This window comes from Pseudomonas sp. RW407 (assembly GCF_003176655.1).
Taxonomy (GTDB): Bacteria; Pseudomonadota; Gammaproteobacteria; order Pseudomonadales; family Pseudomonadaceae; genus Pseudomonas; species Pseudomonas delhiensis.
The window spans coordinates 952,542-966,810 of record NZ_QGSL01000106.1 but is presented as its reverse complement, the minus strand read 5'-3'; the positions used below and the strand labels follow the sequence as shown (position 1 = coordinate 966,810).

At 65.1% G+C, this 14,269-nt stretch carries 16 protein-coding genes; 14 read left to right on the top strand and 2 right to left on the bottom strand.

Going from position 1 to position 14,269, the window contains the following annotated elements; genetic code table 11:
* The first annotated feature begins 97 nt into the window (after positions 1 to 97).
* From DK254_RS21070 to DK254_RS21015, 12 genes are all read left to right on the top strand, one after another.
* Entirely contained in the window at positions 98 to 505 is a 408-nt protein-coding gene (locus DK254_RS21070) for a F0F1 ATP synthase subunit I (protein ID WP_109935331.1), read from the top strand.
* A 16-nt stretch (positions 506 to 521) separates the two neighbouring features.
* Positions 522 to 1,391, top strand: a complete 870-nt coding sequence (atpB, locus tag DK254_RS21065; protein ID WP_109935330.1) for a F0F1 ATP synthase subunit A — start codon at positions 522 to 524, stop codon at positions 1,389 to 1,391.
* Between the two features lie 107 nt (positions 1,392 to 1,498).
* Positions 1,499 to 1,756, top strand: a complete 258-nt coding sequence (atpE, locus tag DK254_RS21060) for a F0F1 ATP synthase subunit C (RefSeq protein WP_043256731.1) — start codon at positions 1,499 to 1,501, stop codon at positions 1,754 to 1,756.
* Positions 1,757 to 1,808: 52 nt separating this feature from the next.
* Positions 1,809 to 2,279 (top strand): F0F1 ATP synthase subunit B, encoded by a 471-nt coding sequence (locus tag DK254_RS21055; RefSeq protein ID WP_109935329.1) that lies wholly within the window; start codon positions 1,809 to 1,811, stop codon positions 2,277 to 2,279.
* An 11-nt stretch (positions 2,280 to 2,290) separates the two neighbouring features.
* Positions 2,291 to 2,827, top strand: a complete 537-nt coding sequence (locus DK254_RS21050) for a F0F1 ATP synthase subunit delta (RefSeq protein ID WP_109935328.1) — start codon at positions 2,291 to 2,293, stop codon at positions 2,825 to 2,827.
* Between the two features lie 18 nt (positions 2,828 to 2,845).
* Positions 2,846 to 4,390: a F0F1 ATP synthase subunit alpha gene (gene atpA / locus DK254_RS21045; RefSeq protein ID WP_109935327.1), complete on the top strand. Its 1,545-nt coding sequence runs from the start codon at positions 2,846 to 2,848 to the stop codon at positions 4,388 to 4,390.
* Between the two features lie 52 nt (positions 4,391 to 4,442).
* Positions 4,443 to 5,303, top strand: a complete 861-nt coding sequence (gene atpG, locus DK254_RS21040) for a F0F1 ATP synthase subunit gamma (RefSeq protein ID WP_109935326.1) — start codon at positions 4,443 to 4,445, stop codon at positions 5,301 to 5,303.
* 30 nt (positions 5,304 to 5,333) lie between these two features.
* Positions 5,334 to 6,710: a F0F1 ATP synthase subunit beta gene (gene atpD / locus DK254_RS21035; protein WP_109935325.1), complete on the top strand. Its 1,377-nt coding sequence runs from the start codon at positions 5,334 to 5,336 to the stop codon at positions 6,708 to 6,710.
* Between the two features lie 40 nt (positions 6,711 to 6,750).
* Positions 6,751 to 7,176, top strand: coding sequence for a F0F1 ATP synthase subunit epsilon (locus DK254_RS21030; RefSeq protein ID WP_089392554.1), 426 nt, complete (start codon positions 6,751 to 6,753; stop codon positions 7,174 to 7,176).
* A gap of 137 nt (positions 7,177 to 7,313) precedes the next feature.
* Positions 7,314 to 8,681 (top strand): bifunctional UDP-N-acetylglucosamine diphosphorylase/glucosamine-1-phosphate N-acetyltransferase GlmU, encoded by a 1,368-nt coding sequence (gene glmU / locus DK254_RS21025; RefSeq protein ID WP_109935324.1) that lies wholly within the window; start codon positions 7,314 to 7,316, stop codon positions 8,679 to 8,681.
* A 149-nt stretch (positions 8,682 to 8,830) separates the two neighbouring features.
* Positions 8,831 to 9,424: a MarC family protein gene (locus DK254_RS21020; protein WP_089392552.1), complete on the top strand. Its 594-nt coding sequence runs from the start codon at positions 8,831 to 8,833 to the stop codon at positions 9,422 to 9,424.
* 13 nt (positions 9,425 to 9,437) lie between these two features.
* Positions 9,438 to 10,253 carry an N-acetylmuramoyl-L-alanine amidase gene (locus tag DK254_RS21015; protein WP_089392551.1) on the top strand — a complete coding sequence of 272 codons (816 nt, stop codon included), beginning with the start codon at positions 9,438 to 9,440 and terminating at the stop codon, positions 10,251 to 10,253.
* On the opposite strand, the gene DK254_RS21010 is transcribed toward DK254_RS21015, so the two are convergent.
* Positions 10,232 to 11,977, bottom strand: coding sequence for an ATP-binding protein (locus DK254_RS21010; RefSeq protein ID WP_256595918.1), 1,746 nt, complete (start codon positions 11,975 to 11,977; stop codon positions 10,232 to 10,234). The genes DK254_RS21015 and DK254_RS21010 overlap by 22 nt on opposite strands.
* 38 nt (positions 11,978 to 12,015) lie before the next feature.
* A complete protein-coding gene (gene algB, locus DK254_RS21005) occupies positions 12,016 to 13,362 on the bottom strand; it encodes a sigma-54-dependent response regulator transcription factor AlgB (protein ID WP_109935322.1) in 1,347 nt (448 codons plus the stop codon).
* Between the two features lie 349 nt (positions 13,363 to 13,711).
* On the opposite strand from algB, the gene DK254_RS21000 reads away from it, so the two are divergent.
* Entirely contained in the window at positions 13,712 to 13,960 is a 249-nt protein-coding gene (locus tag DK254_RS21000) for a hypothetical protein (RefSeq protein ID WP_089392548.1), read from the top strand.
* A 40-nt stretch (positions 13,961 to 14,000) separates the two neighbouring features.
* Entirely contained in the window at positions 14,001 to 14,162 is a 162-nt protein-coding gene (locus DK254_RS20995) for a DUF1328 domain-containing protein (protein WP_009614390.1), read from the top strand.
* Positions 14,163 to 14,269 lie beyond the last annotated feature (107 nt).

Genomic DNA, 14,269 nt, shown 5'->3' with positions numbered 1-14,269 from the left:
GTATGCCCGGCCCCCTATACTCTGCGCGCAATTTTGTCGGCACAAAGTATGCCAAGTTGTTGATTTGCGAAGCCGACGCCAGAGGACTTTGAGACAGATGGAACCCCGCAAGCCGAACCGCCTGCCCTTCCATCGCCAACCGGCTTTACGCCTGTTGCTCGTCCAACTGGCCGTGGTGCTTCTGGGGGCTGGCGTCCTGTTTTTCACTCGGGGCGTGGTGGCCGGCTATTCTGGTCTGCTCGGCGGGCTGATCGCCTGGCTGCCGAACGTTTATTTCGCATACAAGGCGTTCCGCTACAGCGGGGCGCGCTCGGCTCAGATGATCGTCCGCTCCTTCTATGCGGGCGAGGCCGGGAAGCTGATTTTGACGGCAGTGCTCTTCGCATTGGCGTTCGCAGGCGTGAAGCCGCTGGAGCCCCTGGCTCTGTTCGGCCTCTACCTGTTGACCTTGATGGTCAGCTGGTGCGCACCCCTGCTGATGGGACACACATTTACAAGACCTTAGAGCGATTGAGGCAAACATGGCAGCAGAAAGCGCTTCGGGTTACATCCAGCACCACTTGCAGAACCTGACCTTCGGTCGTCTGCCGGAAGGTGGCTGGGGGTTCGCCCACACAGCCGAACAAGCCAAGGAAATGGGCTTCTGGGCATTCCACGTCGACACCCTGGGCTGGTCGGTATTCCTCGGCCTGGTGTTCATCCTGATCTTCCGCATGGCGGCCAAGAAGGCCACCAGCGGCATCCCGGGTGGCCTGCAGAACTTCGTCGAAGTGATGGTGGAGTTCGTCGACGGCAGCGTGAAGGACACCTTCCACGGGCGTAACCCGCTGATCGCGCCGCTGGCGCTGACGGTGTTCGTCTGGATCTTCCTGATGAACCTGATCGACCTGGTGCCGGTGGACTTCCTGCCGCTGGCCGCCGCGAAGATCACCGGCAACGAGCACCTGTTCTTCCGCGCCGTGGCCACCACCGACCCGAACGCCACCTTCGGCATGTCGATCGCGGTGTTCGCCCTGATCATCTTCTACAGCATCAAGGTCAAGGGCATCGGCGGCTTCCTCGGCGAGCTGACCCTGCACCCGTTCCACAGCAGCAACATCGTGGTGCAGATCATCCTGATCCCGGTGAACTTCCTGCTGGAGTTCGTCACCCTGATCGCCAAGCCGGTTTCCCTGGCCCTGCGTCTGTTCGGCAACATGTACGCCGGCGAGCTGATCTTCATCCTCATCGCCGTCATGTTCGGCTCCGGCATCCTCTGGCTGGGCGGCATGGGCGTGGTGCTGAACTGGGCGTGGGCGGTGTTCCACATCCTGATCATCACCCTGCAGGCCTTCATCTTCATGATGCTGACCATCGTCTACCTGTCGATGGCCCACGAAGACAGCCACTGATCCAAAGATTCTGACCGTCCCCCGCCACGTGGCGGGGCGGAAAGGAAGTTTCACCACCTTAACTTGCTTCAAAACTTAACCAACACGACAGAAAGTCGGGAGGAAAAATGGAAACTGTAGTTGGACTCACTGCTATCGCCGTTGCTCTGCTGATCGGTCTTGGTGCCCTGGGTACCGCAATCGGTTTCGGCCTGCTGGGCGGTAAATTCCTGGAAGGCGCTGCCCGCCAGCCGGAAATGGTTCCGATGCTGCAGGTGAAAATGTTCATCGTCGCCGGTCTGCTCGACGCCGTGACCATGATCGGTGTTGGTATCGCACTGTTCTTCACCTTCGCTAACCCGTTCATTGCTCAGGTAGCCCACTAATTTCCGGCTTTCCGGAAATCCGTGACTGACAACGAACGAGCGAGGTGTTGGCGTGAACATTAATGCAACTCTGATCGGCCAGGCCATTGCGTTCGCCATCTTCGTCATCTTCTGCATGAAGTTCGTATGGCCGCCGGTCATCGCGGCTCTGCACGAGCGTCAGAAGAAGATCGCCGACGGCCTGGACGCAGCCAACCGTGCGGCTCGTGACCTGGAACTGGCCCACGAGAAAGCGGGCCAGCAACTGCGCGAGGCCAAGGCTCAGGCGGCCGAAATCATCGAGCAGGCGAAGAAAAGCGCCAATCAGATCGTTGATGAAGCCCGTGACCAGGCCCGTGCCGAAGGCGATCGCATGATCGCCCAGGCCAAGGCTCAAATCGAACAGGAACTGAACAGCGTCAAGGACGCCTTGCGTGCCCAAGTGGGTGCCCTGGCCGTGTCCGGCGCCGAGAAGATCCTGGGTGCTTCGATCGATGCCAACGCGCAAAAGCAGCTGGTTGATCAACTGGCCGCCGAGATCTAAGCGAGGGCGATATGGCAGAACTGACCACGTTGGCTCGTCCTTACGCGAAGGCGGCTTTCGAGTACGCCCAGGCTCATCAGCAATTGGCCGATTGGTCTGCTGCTCTGGGTGTGCTGGCTGCAGTGTCGCTGGACGACACCGTGCGCCAGCTGCTCAAAGAGCCTCAGCTGACCGCAGCGGCGAAAGCTGAAGCCCTGATCGACGTTTGTGGCGACAAGCTCAATGCTCCGGCCCAGAACTTCGTCCGGACTGTGGCTGAAAACAAGCGGCTCGACCTGCTGCCGACCATCGCTGAGATGTACGAGCAGCTGAAGGCCGAGCAGGAAAAGCTGGTCGAGGTCGAAGTCGTGAGCGCCTTCGCCCTGGACCAACAACAGCAGGACAAACTCGCCAAGGCTCTCAGCGCCCGGCTCAGTCGCGAAGTGCGACTCCATGCGTCGGAAGACGCGAGCCTGATCGGCGGCGTGGTGATCCGCGCCGGTGACTTGGTAATCGATGGCTCGGTGCGCGGCAAGATCGCGAAACTGGCTGAAGCGTTGAAATCTTGAGTTTGAAGGGGCAGCGGCATGCAGCAACTCAATCCTTCCGAAATTAGTGAAATCATCAAGGGGCGCATCGAGAAACTCGATGTAGCCTCGCAAGCGCGCAACGAAGGCACCATCGTTTCTGTTTCCGATGGCATCGTGCGCATCTTCGGTCTGGCCGACGTCATGTACGGCGAGATGATCGAATTCCCGGGCGGCGTCTACGGTATGGCGCTGAACCTGGAGCAAGACTCCGTCGGCGCAGTGGTACTGGGTGAATACCAGGACCTCAAAGAAGGCATGAATGCCAAGTGCACCGGCCGCATCCTGGAAGTTCCGGTTGGTCCGGAACTGCTGGGCCGCGTGGTCGACGCCCTGGGCAACCCGATCGACGGCAAAGGCCCGATCGATGCCAAGCTGACCGACGCCGTCGAGAAAGTGGCACCGGGCGTGATCTGGCGTAAGTCGGTAGACCAGCCGGTACAGAGCGGCTACAAGTCGGTCGATGCCATGATCCCGGTAGGCCGTGGCCAGCGCGAGCTGATCATCGGCGACCGTCAGATCGGCAAGACCGCCCTGGCCGTCGACGCCATCATCAACCAGAAGGACAGCGGCATCCGCTGCGTCTACGTAGCCATCGGTCAGAAGCAATCGACCATCGCCAACGTCGTACGCAAGCTGGAAGAGAACGGTGCCCTGGCCAACACCATCGTGGTCGTTGCCAGCGCCTCCGAATCCGCTGCCCTGCAGTACCTGGCGCCGTACTCCGGCTGCACCATGGGCGAATACTTCCGCGACCGCGGTGAAGACGCCCTGATCGTGTACGACGACCTGTCCAAGCAGGCCGTTGCCTACCGCCAGATCTCCCTGCTGCTGCGCCGTCCGCCGGGCCGTGAAGCCTACCCGGGCGACGTGTTCTATCTCCACAGCCGCCTGCTGGAGCGCGCTTCCCGCGTTTCCGAGGAATACGTCGAGAAGTTCACCAATGGCGCCGTGACTGGCAAGACCGGTTCCCTGACCGCCCTGCCGATCATCGAAACCCAGGCTGGTGACGTTTCCGCGTTCGTTCCGACCAACGTGATCTCCATCACCGACGGTCAGATCTTCCTGGAAACCTCGATGTTCAACTCGGGTATCCGTCCGGCCGTCAACGCCGGTATCTCGGTATCCCGTGTGGGCGGCGCGGCCCAGACCAAGATCATCAAGAAGCTCTCCGGCGGCATCCGTACCGCACTGGCGCAGTACCGCGAACTCGCGGCCTTCGCCCAGTTCGCTTCCGACCTGGACGACGCCACCCGCAAGCAGCTCGAGCATGGTCAGCGCGTTACCGAGCTGATGAAGCAGAAGCAGTACGCGCCGATGTCCATCGCCGAGATGTCGCTGTCCCTGTACGCCGCCGAGCGTGGCTTCCTGCAGGACGTCGAGATCGCCAAAGTGGGCGCCTTCGAACAGGCGTTGATCGCTTACTTCCAGCGTGAGCACGCCGCTCTGCTGGCGAAGATCAACGAGAAGGGTGACTTCAACGACGAAATCGACGCGGGCATCAAGGCCGGTATCGAGAAGTTCAAGGCCACCCAAACCTGGTAAGCCGCAGCGGGGGCCGGTAACGGCCCCCGCCTGCTAACCCGATAGGTGTGAAATGGCAGGCGCAAAAGAGATTCGCAGCAAGATTGCGAGCATCAAAAGCACGCAGAAAATCACCAATGCCATGGAAAAGGTGGCGGTGAGCAAGATGCGCAAGGCACAAATGCGCATGGCGGCCGGCCGTCCCTACGCGGAGCGCATTCGCCAGGTGATCGGCCATCTGGCCAACGCCAACCCGGAGTACCGTCACCCGTTCATGATCGAGCGCCCCGTCAAGCGCGTCGGTTACATCGTGGTGAGCTCCGATCGCGGCCTGGCCGGCGGCCTGAACATCAACCTGTTCAAGGCGCTCGTCAAGGACATGTCCGTCCAGCGTGAAGTTGGTGCGGAGATCGACCTGTGCGTGATCGGTGCCAAGGGCGCATCCTTCTTCAAGAGCTATGGCGGCAACGTGGTCGCTGCCATCAGCCACCTGGGCGAAGAGCCGTCGATCAACGATCTGATCGGCAGCGTCAAGGTCATGCTGGATGCCTACCTGGACGGGCGTATCGATCGCCTGTACGTGGTTTCCAACAAGTTCGTCAACACCATGACCCAGAAGCCGACCGTGGAACAGATGGTTCCGCTGGTGGCCGAGGACAACGAAGCCCTGAAACACCATTGGGACTACCTCTACGAGCCCGACGCCAAGGCCCTGCTCGACGGCCTGCTGGTGCGCTACGTGGAATCCCAGGTGTACCAGGCGGTGGTTGAGAACAACGCCTGTGAGCAGGCGGCCCGGATGATTGCAATGAAGAACGCTACCGACAACGCCGGTGACCTGATCAGCGAACTGCAGCTGGTCTACAACAAGGCGCGTCAGGCGGCGATCACCCAGGAAATCTCGGAAATCGTCGGCGGCGCTGCCGCGGTGTAAGAACAGGTTCAAAATTCAGAGGAACCAGACATGAGTAGCGGACGTATCGTTCAAATCATCGGCGCCGTGATCGACGTGGAATTCCCGCGCGATGCCGTGCCGAGCATCTACGAGGCCCTGAAGGTTCAGGGCGTCGAAACCACCCTGGAAGTCCAGCAGCAGCTGGGCGACGGCGTGGTCCGTTCCATTGCGATGGGTTCCACCGAAGGCCTCAAGCGTGGCCTGAACGTGGAAAGCACCGGCGCAGCCATCTCCGTCCCGGTCGGCAAGGCCACCCTGGGCCGCATCATGGACGTCCTGGGCAACCCGATCGACGAAGCCGGCCCCATCGGCGAGGAAGAGCGCTGGGGTATCCACCGCGAGGCTCCCTCCTACGCTGACCAGGCTGGCGGCAACGAGCTGCTGGAAACCGGCATCAAGGTGATCGACCTGGTCTGCCCGTTCGCCAAGGGCGGCAAGGTAGGCCTGTTCGGTGGCGCCGGCGTCGGCAAGACCGTGAACATGATGGAGCTGATCCGCAACATCGCCATCGAGCACAGCGGTTACTCCGTGTTCGCCGGTGTGGGCGAGCGTACCCGTGAGGGCAACGACTTCTACCACGAGATGAAGGACTCCAACGTTCTCGACAAGGTAGCCCTGGTCTACGGCCAGATGAACGAGCCGCCGGGCAACCGTCTGCGCGTGGCGCTGACCGGCCTGACCATGGCCGAGAAGTTCCGTGACGAAGGCCGTGACGTACTGCTGTTCATCGACAACATCTACCGTTACACCCTCGCCGGTACCGAAGTATCCGCACTGCTGGGCCGTATGCCGTCCGCAGTGGGTTACCAGCCGACCCTGGCCGAAGAGATGGGCGTGCTGCAAGAGCGCATCACCTCCACCAAGCAAGGCTCGATCACCTCGATCCAGGCCGTCTACGTTCCCGCGGACGACCTGACCGACCCGAGCCCGGCGACCACCTTCGCCCACCTCGACGCCACCGTGGTACTGTCCCGTGACATCGCCTCGCTGGGTATCTACCCGGCCGTGGACCCGCTGGACTCCACCTCCCGTCAGCTGGACCCGCTGGTCATCGGCCAGGATCACTACGACACCGCTCGTGGCGTGCAGTACATCCTGCAGCGCTACAAGGAGCTGAAGGACATCATCGCGATCCTCGGCATGGACGAACTGTCCGAGTCCGACAAGCTGCTGGTGGCCCGTGCTCGTAAGATCCAGCGCTTCCTGTCCCAGCCGTTCTTCGTGGCGGAAGTCTTCACCGGTTCCCCGGGCAAGTACGTCTCCCTGAAGGACACCATCGCTGGCTTCAAAGGCATCCTCAACGGCGACTACGACCACCTGCCGGAGCAGGCGTTCTACATGGTCGGCGGCATCGAAGAAGCCATCGAGAAAGCGAAGAAGCTGTAATCCGTGCGCCCGGCAACGGGCGCTTACGTGAGGCAAGGGTATGGCTATTACTGTCCACTGCGACATCGTCAGCGCCGAAGCGGAGATCTTCTCCGGTCTGGTCGAGCTGGTCGTCGCGCACGGCTCCCTCGGCGATCTGGGTATCGCCCCGGGCCATGCGCCGCTGATCACCGAGCTCAAGCCGGGTCCGATCCGCGTGGTCAAGCAGGGTGGCGAGCAGGAGGTGTACTACATCTCCGGCGGCTTCCTCGAAGTACAGCCGAACATGGTGAAGGTCCTGGCCGACACCGTGATCCGTGCGGGCGACCTCGACGAAGCGGCCGCTCAGACCGCGCTGAAGGAAGCTGAGAAGGCTCTGCACGCCAAAGGTGCCGAGTTCGACTACAGCTCCGCTGCAGCCCGCCTGGCCGAAGCCGCAGCGCAACTGCGCACGGTCCAGCAGGTTCGCAAGAAGTTCGGCGGCTGAGCCGGCTCGCAACGGCCGCGGCCCTCGGGATCGGCGACGAATCCGGGGCCGAGGCTTTAGCGACCTAGGGGAAAAGGGTAGCCTTGGCTACCCTTTTTCTTTTTCTACATCCAGCGTTACCAGGACGGTCCAACTTCATGTCCCTCGAAATCGTCATCCTCGCCGCCGGCCAGGGCACGCGCATGCGTTCGGCCCTGCCGAAAGTCCTCCATCCGGTCGCCGGAAAACCCATGCTGGCCCACGTGATCGATACCGCGCGGGGCCTGGCGCCCAAGCGTATCCATGTGGTGATCGGCCATGGCGCCGAACGGGTGCGCGAACGCCTGCAGGCCGATGACCTGAATTTCGTGGTCCAGGAACAACAGCTGGGCACCGGCCACGCCGTGGCCCAGGCCGCGCCCTACCTGAGCGCCGAGCGTGTGCTGATCCTCTACGGCGACGTGCCTCTGATCGAGCTGCCGACCCTCGAGCGCCTGCTGCAGCAGGCCAGCGCCGAGCAGTTGGCGCTGCTCACCGTGGAGCTGAACGACCCCACCGGCTACGGCCGGATCATCCGCGGCCAGGACGGCGAAGTGAAAGCCATCGTCGAGCAGAAGGACGCAAGCCTCGAGCAGCGTGCCATCCGCGAGGGCAACACCGGCATCCTCTGCGTACCGCGCCAGCGCCTGGAGGGCTGGCTGGGCCGGCTGTCCAACGCCAACGCCCAGGGCGAGTACTACCTCACCGACGTCATCGCCATGGCGGTGGCCGACGGCCTGCGCGTGGCCACCGCGCAACCCCAGGCAGCCATGGAAGTGCAGGGCGCCAACGACCGCCTGCAGCTGGCCGAGCTGGAGCGCTACTACCAGCTGCGCATCGCCCGCCGCCTGATGGCCCAGGGCGTGACCCTGCTGGACCCGGCGCGCTTCGACGTGCGCGGCGAGGTCAACGTCGGCCGCGACGTACTCATCGACGTCAACGTGGTGCTGGAAGGCCGCGTGGACATCGAGGACGACGTGCAGATCGGCCCGAACTGCACCATCCGCAACAGCGTCCTGCGCCGTGGCGCCATCATCAAGGCCAACAGCCACCTGGAAGGCGCCGACGTCGGCCCCGGCAGCGACGTCGGCCCGTTCGCCCGCCTGCGCCCCGGCAGCGTGCTGGAGAGCCAGGTGCATGTGGGTAACTTCGTCGAGCTGAAGAACGCCCACCTGCACGAAGGCGTGAAGGTCGGCCACCTGACCTACCTGGGCGACAGCGAGGTCGGTGCGCGCACCAACATCGGCGCTGGCACCATCACCTGCAACTATGATGGCGCCAACAAATGGCGCACGGTGATCGGCGAAGACGTCTTCATCGGCTCCAACAACTCCCTGGTGGCGCCTGTGGATATCGGCACCGGCGCCACGACCGGCGCGGGTTCCACCATCACCGCCGAGGTCCCGGCGCAGACCCTAGCGGTCGGCCGCGCCAAGCAGCGGGTGATCGAGGGCTGGAAGCGCCCGGAGAAGATCAAGAAGTCCTGACGGCCTGTGGATAAGACTTCGTCCACAGCGAACGGGCGCCTGCCGTGAAGTTATGCACAGGCGCCCGCGGCCGCAGCGTCCCCGGCTGAACGATCCACAGGGACGGCTTTTCACCCGGCGCCCGGGCGCCGGTTCCTGCCCCTGGAGTTATCCACATGCTCGGCGTCGCCATCCTGATCTTCCTGATCACCGACCCCTTCGGCAACATCGCGGTGTTCCTCGCCGCCCTCAAGTCGGTACCGGCCGAACGCCGGCTCAAGGTGGCGCTGCGCGAGCTGCTGTTCGCCCTCGGCCTGCTGCTGCTGTTCCTCACCCTGGGCGAGCACATCCTCACCGGCCTGGGGCTGTCGAAGGAAGCCACCGGCATCGCCGGCGGCATCATCCTCTTCGTGGTCGCCATGCGCCTGATCTTCCCCACGCCCCAGGGCGTGCTCGGCGACATGCCCGACAGCGAGCCGCTGCTGGTGCCCCTGGCCACCCCGGCGGTGGCGGGCCCCTCGGCGCTGGCCATGCTGATCACCCTGCGCACCACCTACACTGGTCCGCTATGGGAGCTGTACCTGGCGGTGATCCTGGCCTGGGCCGCCACCGCGCTGATCCTGCTGCAGGCCTCGTTCCTGCAGCGCTTCCTCGGCCCGCGCGGGCTCACCGCCGTGGAGCGCCTGGCCGGCATGCTGCTGATCATGCTCAGCGTCAACATGCTGCTGCAGAACCTGCGCAGCGTGCTGCACATCGTCGGATGACCGTGGAGCCACCATGCGCCACCTGTGCCTGATGTTCGCCACCCTGCTGCTGGCCGCCTGCGCCGGCCGCGGCGGCCTGGAGATAGACCGCGAGCACCCCTCGCGCAACCAGGACAGCCGTGTCCAGTACATCATCATCCACTACACCTCGGCGGACCTGCCGCGCTCGCTGCAACTGCTGACCCGCGGCGAGGTCAGCGCCCACTACCTGATCGGCGCCGACCCGCCGACCATCTACCAACTGGTGGACGAGAACCGCCGCGCCTGGCACGCCGGGCAGAGCGAGTGGCAGGGCCGCACCTGGCTGAACTCCACCTCGATCGGCATCGAACTGGTCAACCCCGGCTACGTCGACGGCCCCAACGGCCGCACCTGGGTACCTTATCCACAGGGGCAGATAGACGCGCTCATCCTGCTGCTGAAAGACATCGTCAAGCGCCAGGGCATCACTGCCGAGCACATCCTCGGGCACAGCGACATCGCCCCCCAGCGCAAGGTCGACCCGGGCCCGGCCTTCCCCTGGAAGCGCCTGGCCGACGCCGGCCTGATCCCCTGGCCGCAGCCGGGCGACCTGGCGCGCCGCCTGGCCGAGCTGAACGGCCAACTGCCGGCGCCCGGCTGGTTCCAGCAGCAACTGGCGCGGCATGGCTACGCGGTGCCGCTCGACGGCCAGCTGGACGAGGCGACGCGCAACGTCATCGCCGCCTTCCAGATGCGCTACCGGCCGGCGCGCTTCGACGGCGAGCCGGACCTGGAGACCGCCGCGCTGCTGCTGGCGGTGCCCACCTCCATGGCCGCGCCGGCCGCTCAGACCGGCAGCAGCATGTAGATGCGCGTGCCCTGGCCGGGCTGCGAGCGCACGCCGATGCGCCCACCGTGCAGCTGCACGATCTCCTTGCACAGGGCCAGGCCGAGGCCGGCGCCGCCGGCGCGCCGGCCGACCTGCACGAAGGGCTCGAAGATGCGCGCCTGCTGGCTGTAGGCGATGCCCTCGCCGGAGTCCTCCACCGCCAGCATCACCCGTTGGCCCTGGCGCTGGGCGAGCAACTGCACGCTGCCGCCCCGCGGGGTATGGCGCAGGGCGTTGCCGATCAGGTTGTCCAGTGCCCGCTCCAGGCGCAGTTGGTCGACATCCAGCACCGGCAGCTGGTCCTCCATCACTATCCCCAGGCCGATGTCATGGGCCTGGGCGCGGGCGAGAAAGCGCTGGCGCGCCTGCTCCAGCAGCTCGCCGACCGAGCAGGGGCGGCGGTCGAGCTTCTGCTGGCCGTCCTGGTAGCGGGAGAAGTTCAGCAGGTCGTCGATCAGCCGCACCAGGCGCTGCATTTCCTCGTCGACGGTATCGGCCAGCTCGCGCTCGCGGCTGCCCTCGGGCAGCGCCAGGCGTTCGCGCAGCAGGGCGAAGGCCATGTGCAGGCCGGTGACCGGGGTGCGCAGCTCGTGGGAGGCGCGCAGGACGAATTCGCTGCGTACCCGCTCGAAGGCGCGCAGGTCGGTGACGTCGCGCAGCACCAGCACCGCGCCCATGTTGCGCCCGTCGTCGTGGGTGACCGGGGCCAGGGTCCAGGCCAGCAGGCGGTTCTCGCCGCCGATCTCGACCTGCAGGTCCTGGGGCGTATCGCCCATCGACTCGCCCTGCAGCACCAGGCCGGCGGCCTGCAGCAGCTCCTGGTTGTCGATCAGTTCGCCGAGCAGTTGGCCATGGGGGTCGCTCTGGGAGAACAGCTGGCGGCTGGCCACCGGGTTGGCGTGCTCGATGCGGCTGCGCCGGTCGAGGATCACCAGGCCGTCGTCGATGCTGTCGAGCACCGCCTGCAGGCGCTTCTGCCCGGCCAGTACCGCCTCGATGTTGGTCGCCTTGTACTCGGCCAGGGCCTGGGCCATGAGGCCGAAACGCCGGCTCAGCGAGGCCATCTCGGCCTCCCGCGAGACCGGCAGGCTGACCTCGAAGTCACCCTTGCCGATGTGGTCGGCAGCCTGCGCCAGGGCCTCGATGGGGGCGCCGAAACGGCGGGCGATGCCGTGGGCGGTGACGAAGCCGATGACCAGGATGGCCACCCCCACCAGCCCCAGCAGGCTGGCGATCAGCCAGGCGTGCAGGCGCGAGCTGCGCTCCGCGTCGCTGATGGTCTGGATGGCATGGCTGTGCAGCGCCAGCAGGTACTGGTGCAGGGCGGTGAAGGAGCGGCTGAAGTCGCTTTCCACCACCAGGCTCCAGCGGCTGCTGCCGGAGGAGCTGACCTGGCCCTGGAACTCCTGGTTGGCCTGGTCGATGCGCTCGTAGAGGGTGCGTTCGACGTCGTTGGCAGCCCTCGCCCGGCCTTCGGCGAGGTAGTGGTCGAACTGCCCACGCAGCACCACCAGGCGCTGCGCATCGGGGCTGTCGCTGAGCAACTGGGCCAGTTGGTCGTCCAGGGACTGGCGCAACTGCTGGCTGCTGGCGATGGTGGCGAAGTTGTGCGAGATCAGCCGCTCCTGCTCGCGGCCCATCAGCATCACGCTGAACACCCCCAGCAGCAGGCCGATCAGGGCCAGGGTGATCAGCGCGGACATGCTCAGGAACATCCGCGAACGCAGCGTCGGCGCGCGTTTCACAGGTTGTACTGCTTGCGCTTGCGGTACAGGGTGGAGGCGTCGATGCCGAGGATCTTCGCCGCCTGGTCGAGGGTCGGGGCGCTGGCCATCACCGAAGCGATGTGGGCCTTCTCCAGCGCCTCCAGGCTCAGCGCCTCGCCGACCCGCGGCACGGCGGCGCCGGCCTGCTCGCCGAGCCCCAGGTGTCCGGGCTCCACCAGTTCCTGGTTGCAGATGATGCTGGCCCGCTCGATCACGTTGCGCAGCTCGCGCACGTTGCCCGGCCAGGGGTACTGCCGCAGCAGCTCGGCCGAGGCCGGGCTGAAGCCACGGGCCGGGCGCCCGTAGTCCTTGACGAAGCGGGCGAGGAAGCGCTCGGCCAGGTCCTGGATGTCCTCGGCGCGTTCGCGCAGTGGCGGCAGGTTGAGGACGATGACGTTGAGGCGGTAGAGCAGGTCCTCGCGGAACGCCCCCTGGGCCACCATGCCGGCCAGGTCGCGGTTGGTGGCGGCGAGGATGCGCACGTCGGCGCGGCGCGTCACCGGGTCGCCGACGCGCTCGTATTCCTTGTCCTGGATGAAGCGCAGCAGCTTGGCCTGCAAGGGCAGGGGGAAGTCGCCGATCTCGTCGAGGAACAGGGTACCGCCGTCGGCCTGGCTGATCCGCCCCTGGGTGCTCTCGCTGGCGCCGGTGAAGGCCCCGCGGTTGTGGCCGAACAGCTCGCTTTCCATCAGCTCGGCGTTGAGCGACGGGCAGTTGATGGTCACGCAGGATTTCTTCGCGCGCTTGCTCCAGCCGTGGATGGCGCGCGCCAGCTCGCCCTTGCCGGAGCCGGATTCGCCGAGGATGAGGATGTTGGCGTCGGTGGCGGCCACCTGGCGCGCGGTCTCCAGCACCGCGGTCATCGCCGGGCTGTGGGATTCCAGTTGCTCGGCCTGGCTGGCCTGGGCGCCTTCGAGGGCTTCCAGGCGCGCGGTGAGCTGGCGCACCTCCAATTGCTTGGCCGCGGCCAGGCGCAATTGCTCGGGGCTGCAGGGCTTGACCAGGTAGTCGGCGGCGCCGGCCTGCATGGCGTCCACCGCGGTGTCCACGGCGGAATGCGCGGTGACTATCACCACCCGCATCCAGGGCGCCTGCAGGCGCATCTGGGCGAGCAGGTCGAGGCCGTTGTCCTCGCCCAGGCGCAGGTCGAGGAAGCACAGGTCGAAGACCTGGCGTTGCAGCAGGGCTTCGGCCTGGGCGGCGCTGGCCGCGGTGGCCACGCTGTAGCCCTGGTCCTCCAGGCAATAGCGGAAGGTGCGCAGGATGGCGGGTTCGTCGTCGACCAGCAGTATTCGGCCAAGCGTCTCCGGAGTGGGGTCCATTCGGGATGCCTCGTAGTGGGAAATACCTTTCGCGTATGCGTCTTTTAGTCCAGGAAATTTCTTGCAAGTTGCAATGAAAATTAGACGCCTCTCTCAAGAATGTCGGACCTAAGCGAAGGAAAGCGGGTGGGAGGGGCGGCGAACTGCCGTTTTCCGTGCAAAACGCATGGCCGGAACGGGCCCGTCGTGCAGGATGCGCGCTGCCCGTTGCCATTCGTTTTCTACAACTATCTGTTTTTCAAGGAATTACCTCCGACCCTCGACCTGGCACGGGGCATGCGAGACATCCGGCGGGAGGCCCGGTGCACCCGCACCGGCCGATCACCAGTCCTTCGGGAGGAGCACGACGATGAACGCTGATGGAGCCAAGGGGGATTCGCTGGGACGGCTGCTGTTGCTGGCCGTCGCCGTGGTCGTACTGCTGGACCGTTGGTATCCGGTCGCTCCGCAGCCTTCCGCCGTGCCGGTGCAGGAACCTGTGTCCAGCGCTTTCCTCAGACAGCCGTCCAGGCTGCAGGACGAACGAATGGCCATCACGGAAGAGGCCGCCAGCGCCACGCTGGTCCGCCAGACCTCGCGTGCGAGTTGGGTGTTCTGAGGCGCCAGCACCGCCTTTCGCCATAAAGAGGAGACATTCCATGCTGAGCTGGGCTCTGACTTTCCTGATCATCGCCATCATCGCCGGGGTACTCGGCTTCGGTGGCATCGCCGGCGCCGCGACCAGTATCGCCAAGATTCTCTTCGTGCTGTTCCTGGTGCTCTTCGTCATTTCCTTCTTCGTCGGGCGGCGCCGTGGCTGACAAGGCCGATCCGAACGGGTACTGAAATCCGCGCCGGCAATGGCGCATGACCAGGGGGCCGGGATGCTGGGGGGAGTGGTGAGCCCGCAGCGACCCAGGGGTACAGG

Bases quoted from the DNA above. Each gene is read 5' to 3' on its own strand.
- DK254_RS21070 (WP_109935331.1), top strand. From the start codon at position 98: ATGGAACCCCGCAAGCCGAACCGCCTGCCCTTCCATCGCCAACCGGCT.
- atpB (WP_109935330.1), top strand. From the start codon at position 522: ATGGCAGCAGAAAGCGCTTCGGGTTACATCCAGCACCACTTGCAGAAC.
- atpE (WP_043256731.1), top strand. From the start codon at position 1,499: ATGGAAACTGTAGTTGGACTCACTGCTATCGCCGTTGCTCTGCTGATC.
- DK254_RS21050 (WP_109935328.1), top strand. From the start codon at position 2,291: ATGGCAGAACTGACCACGTTGGCTCGTCCTTACGCGAAGGCGGCTTTC.
- atpA (WP_109935327.1), top strand. From the start codon at position 2,846: ATGCAGCAACTCAATCCTTCCGAAATTAGTGAAATCATCAAGGGGCGC.
- atpG (WP_109935326.1), top strand. From the start codon at position 4,443: ATGGCAGGCGCAAAAGAGATTCGCAGCAAGATTGCGAGCATCAAAAGC.
- atpD (WP_109935325.1), top strand. From the start codon at position 5,334: ATGAGTAGCGGACGTATCGTTCAAATCATCGGCGCCGTGATCGACGTG.
- DK254_RS21030 (WP_089392554.1), top strand. From the start codon at position 6,751: ATGGCTATTACTGTCCACTGCGACATCGTCAGCGCCGAAGCGGAGATC.
- glmU (WP_109935324.1), top strand. From the start codon at position 7,314: ATGTCCCTCGAAATCGTCATCCTCGCCGCCGGCCAGGGCACGCGCATG.
- DK254_RS21015 (WP_089392551.1), top strand. From the start codon at position 9,438: ATGCGCCACCTGTGCCTGATGTTCGCCACCCTGCTGCTGGCCGCCTGC.
- DK254_RS21010 (WP_256595918.1), bottom strand. From the start codon at position 11,977: ATGTCCGCGCTGATCACCCTGGCCCTGATCGGCCTGCTGCTGGGGGTG.
- algB (WP_109935322.1), bottom strand. From the start codon at position 13,362: ATGGACCCCACTCCGGAGACGCTTGGCCGAATACTGCTGGTCGACGAC.
- DK254_RS21000 (WP_089392548.1), top strand. From the start codon at position 13,712: ATGAACGCTGATGGAGCCAAGGGGGATTCGCTGGGACGGCTGCTGTTG.
- DK254_RS20995 (WP_009614390.1), top strand. From the start codon at position 14,001: ATGCTGAGCTGGGCTCTGACTTTCCTGATCATCGCCATCATCGCCGGG.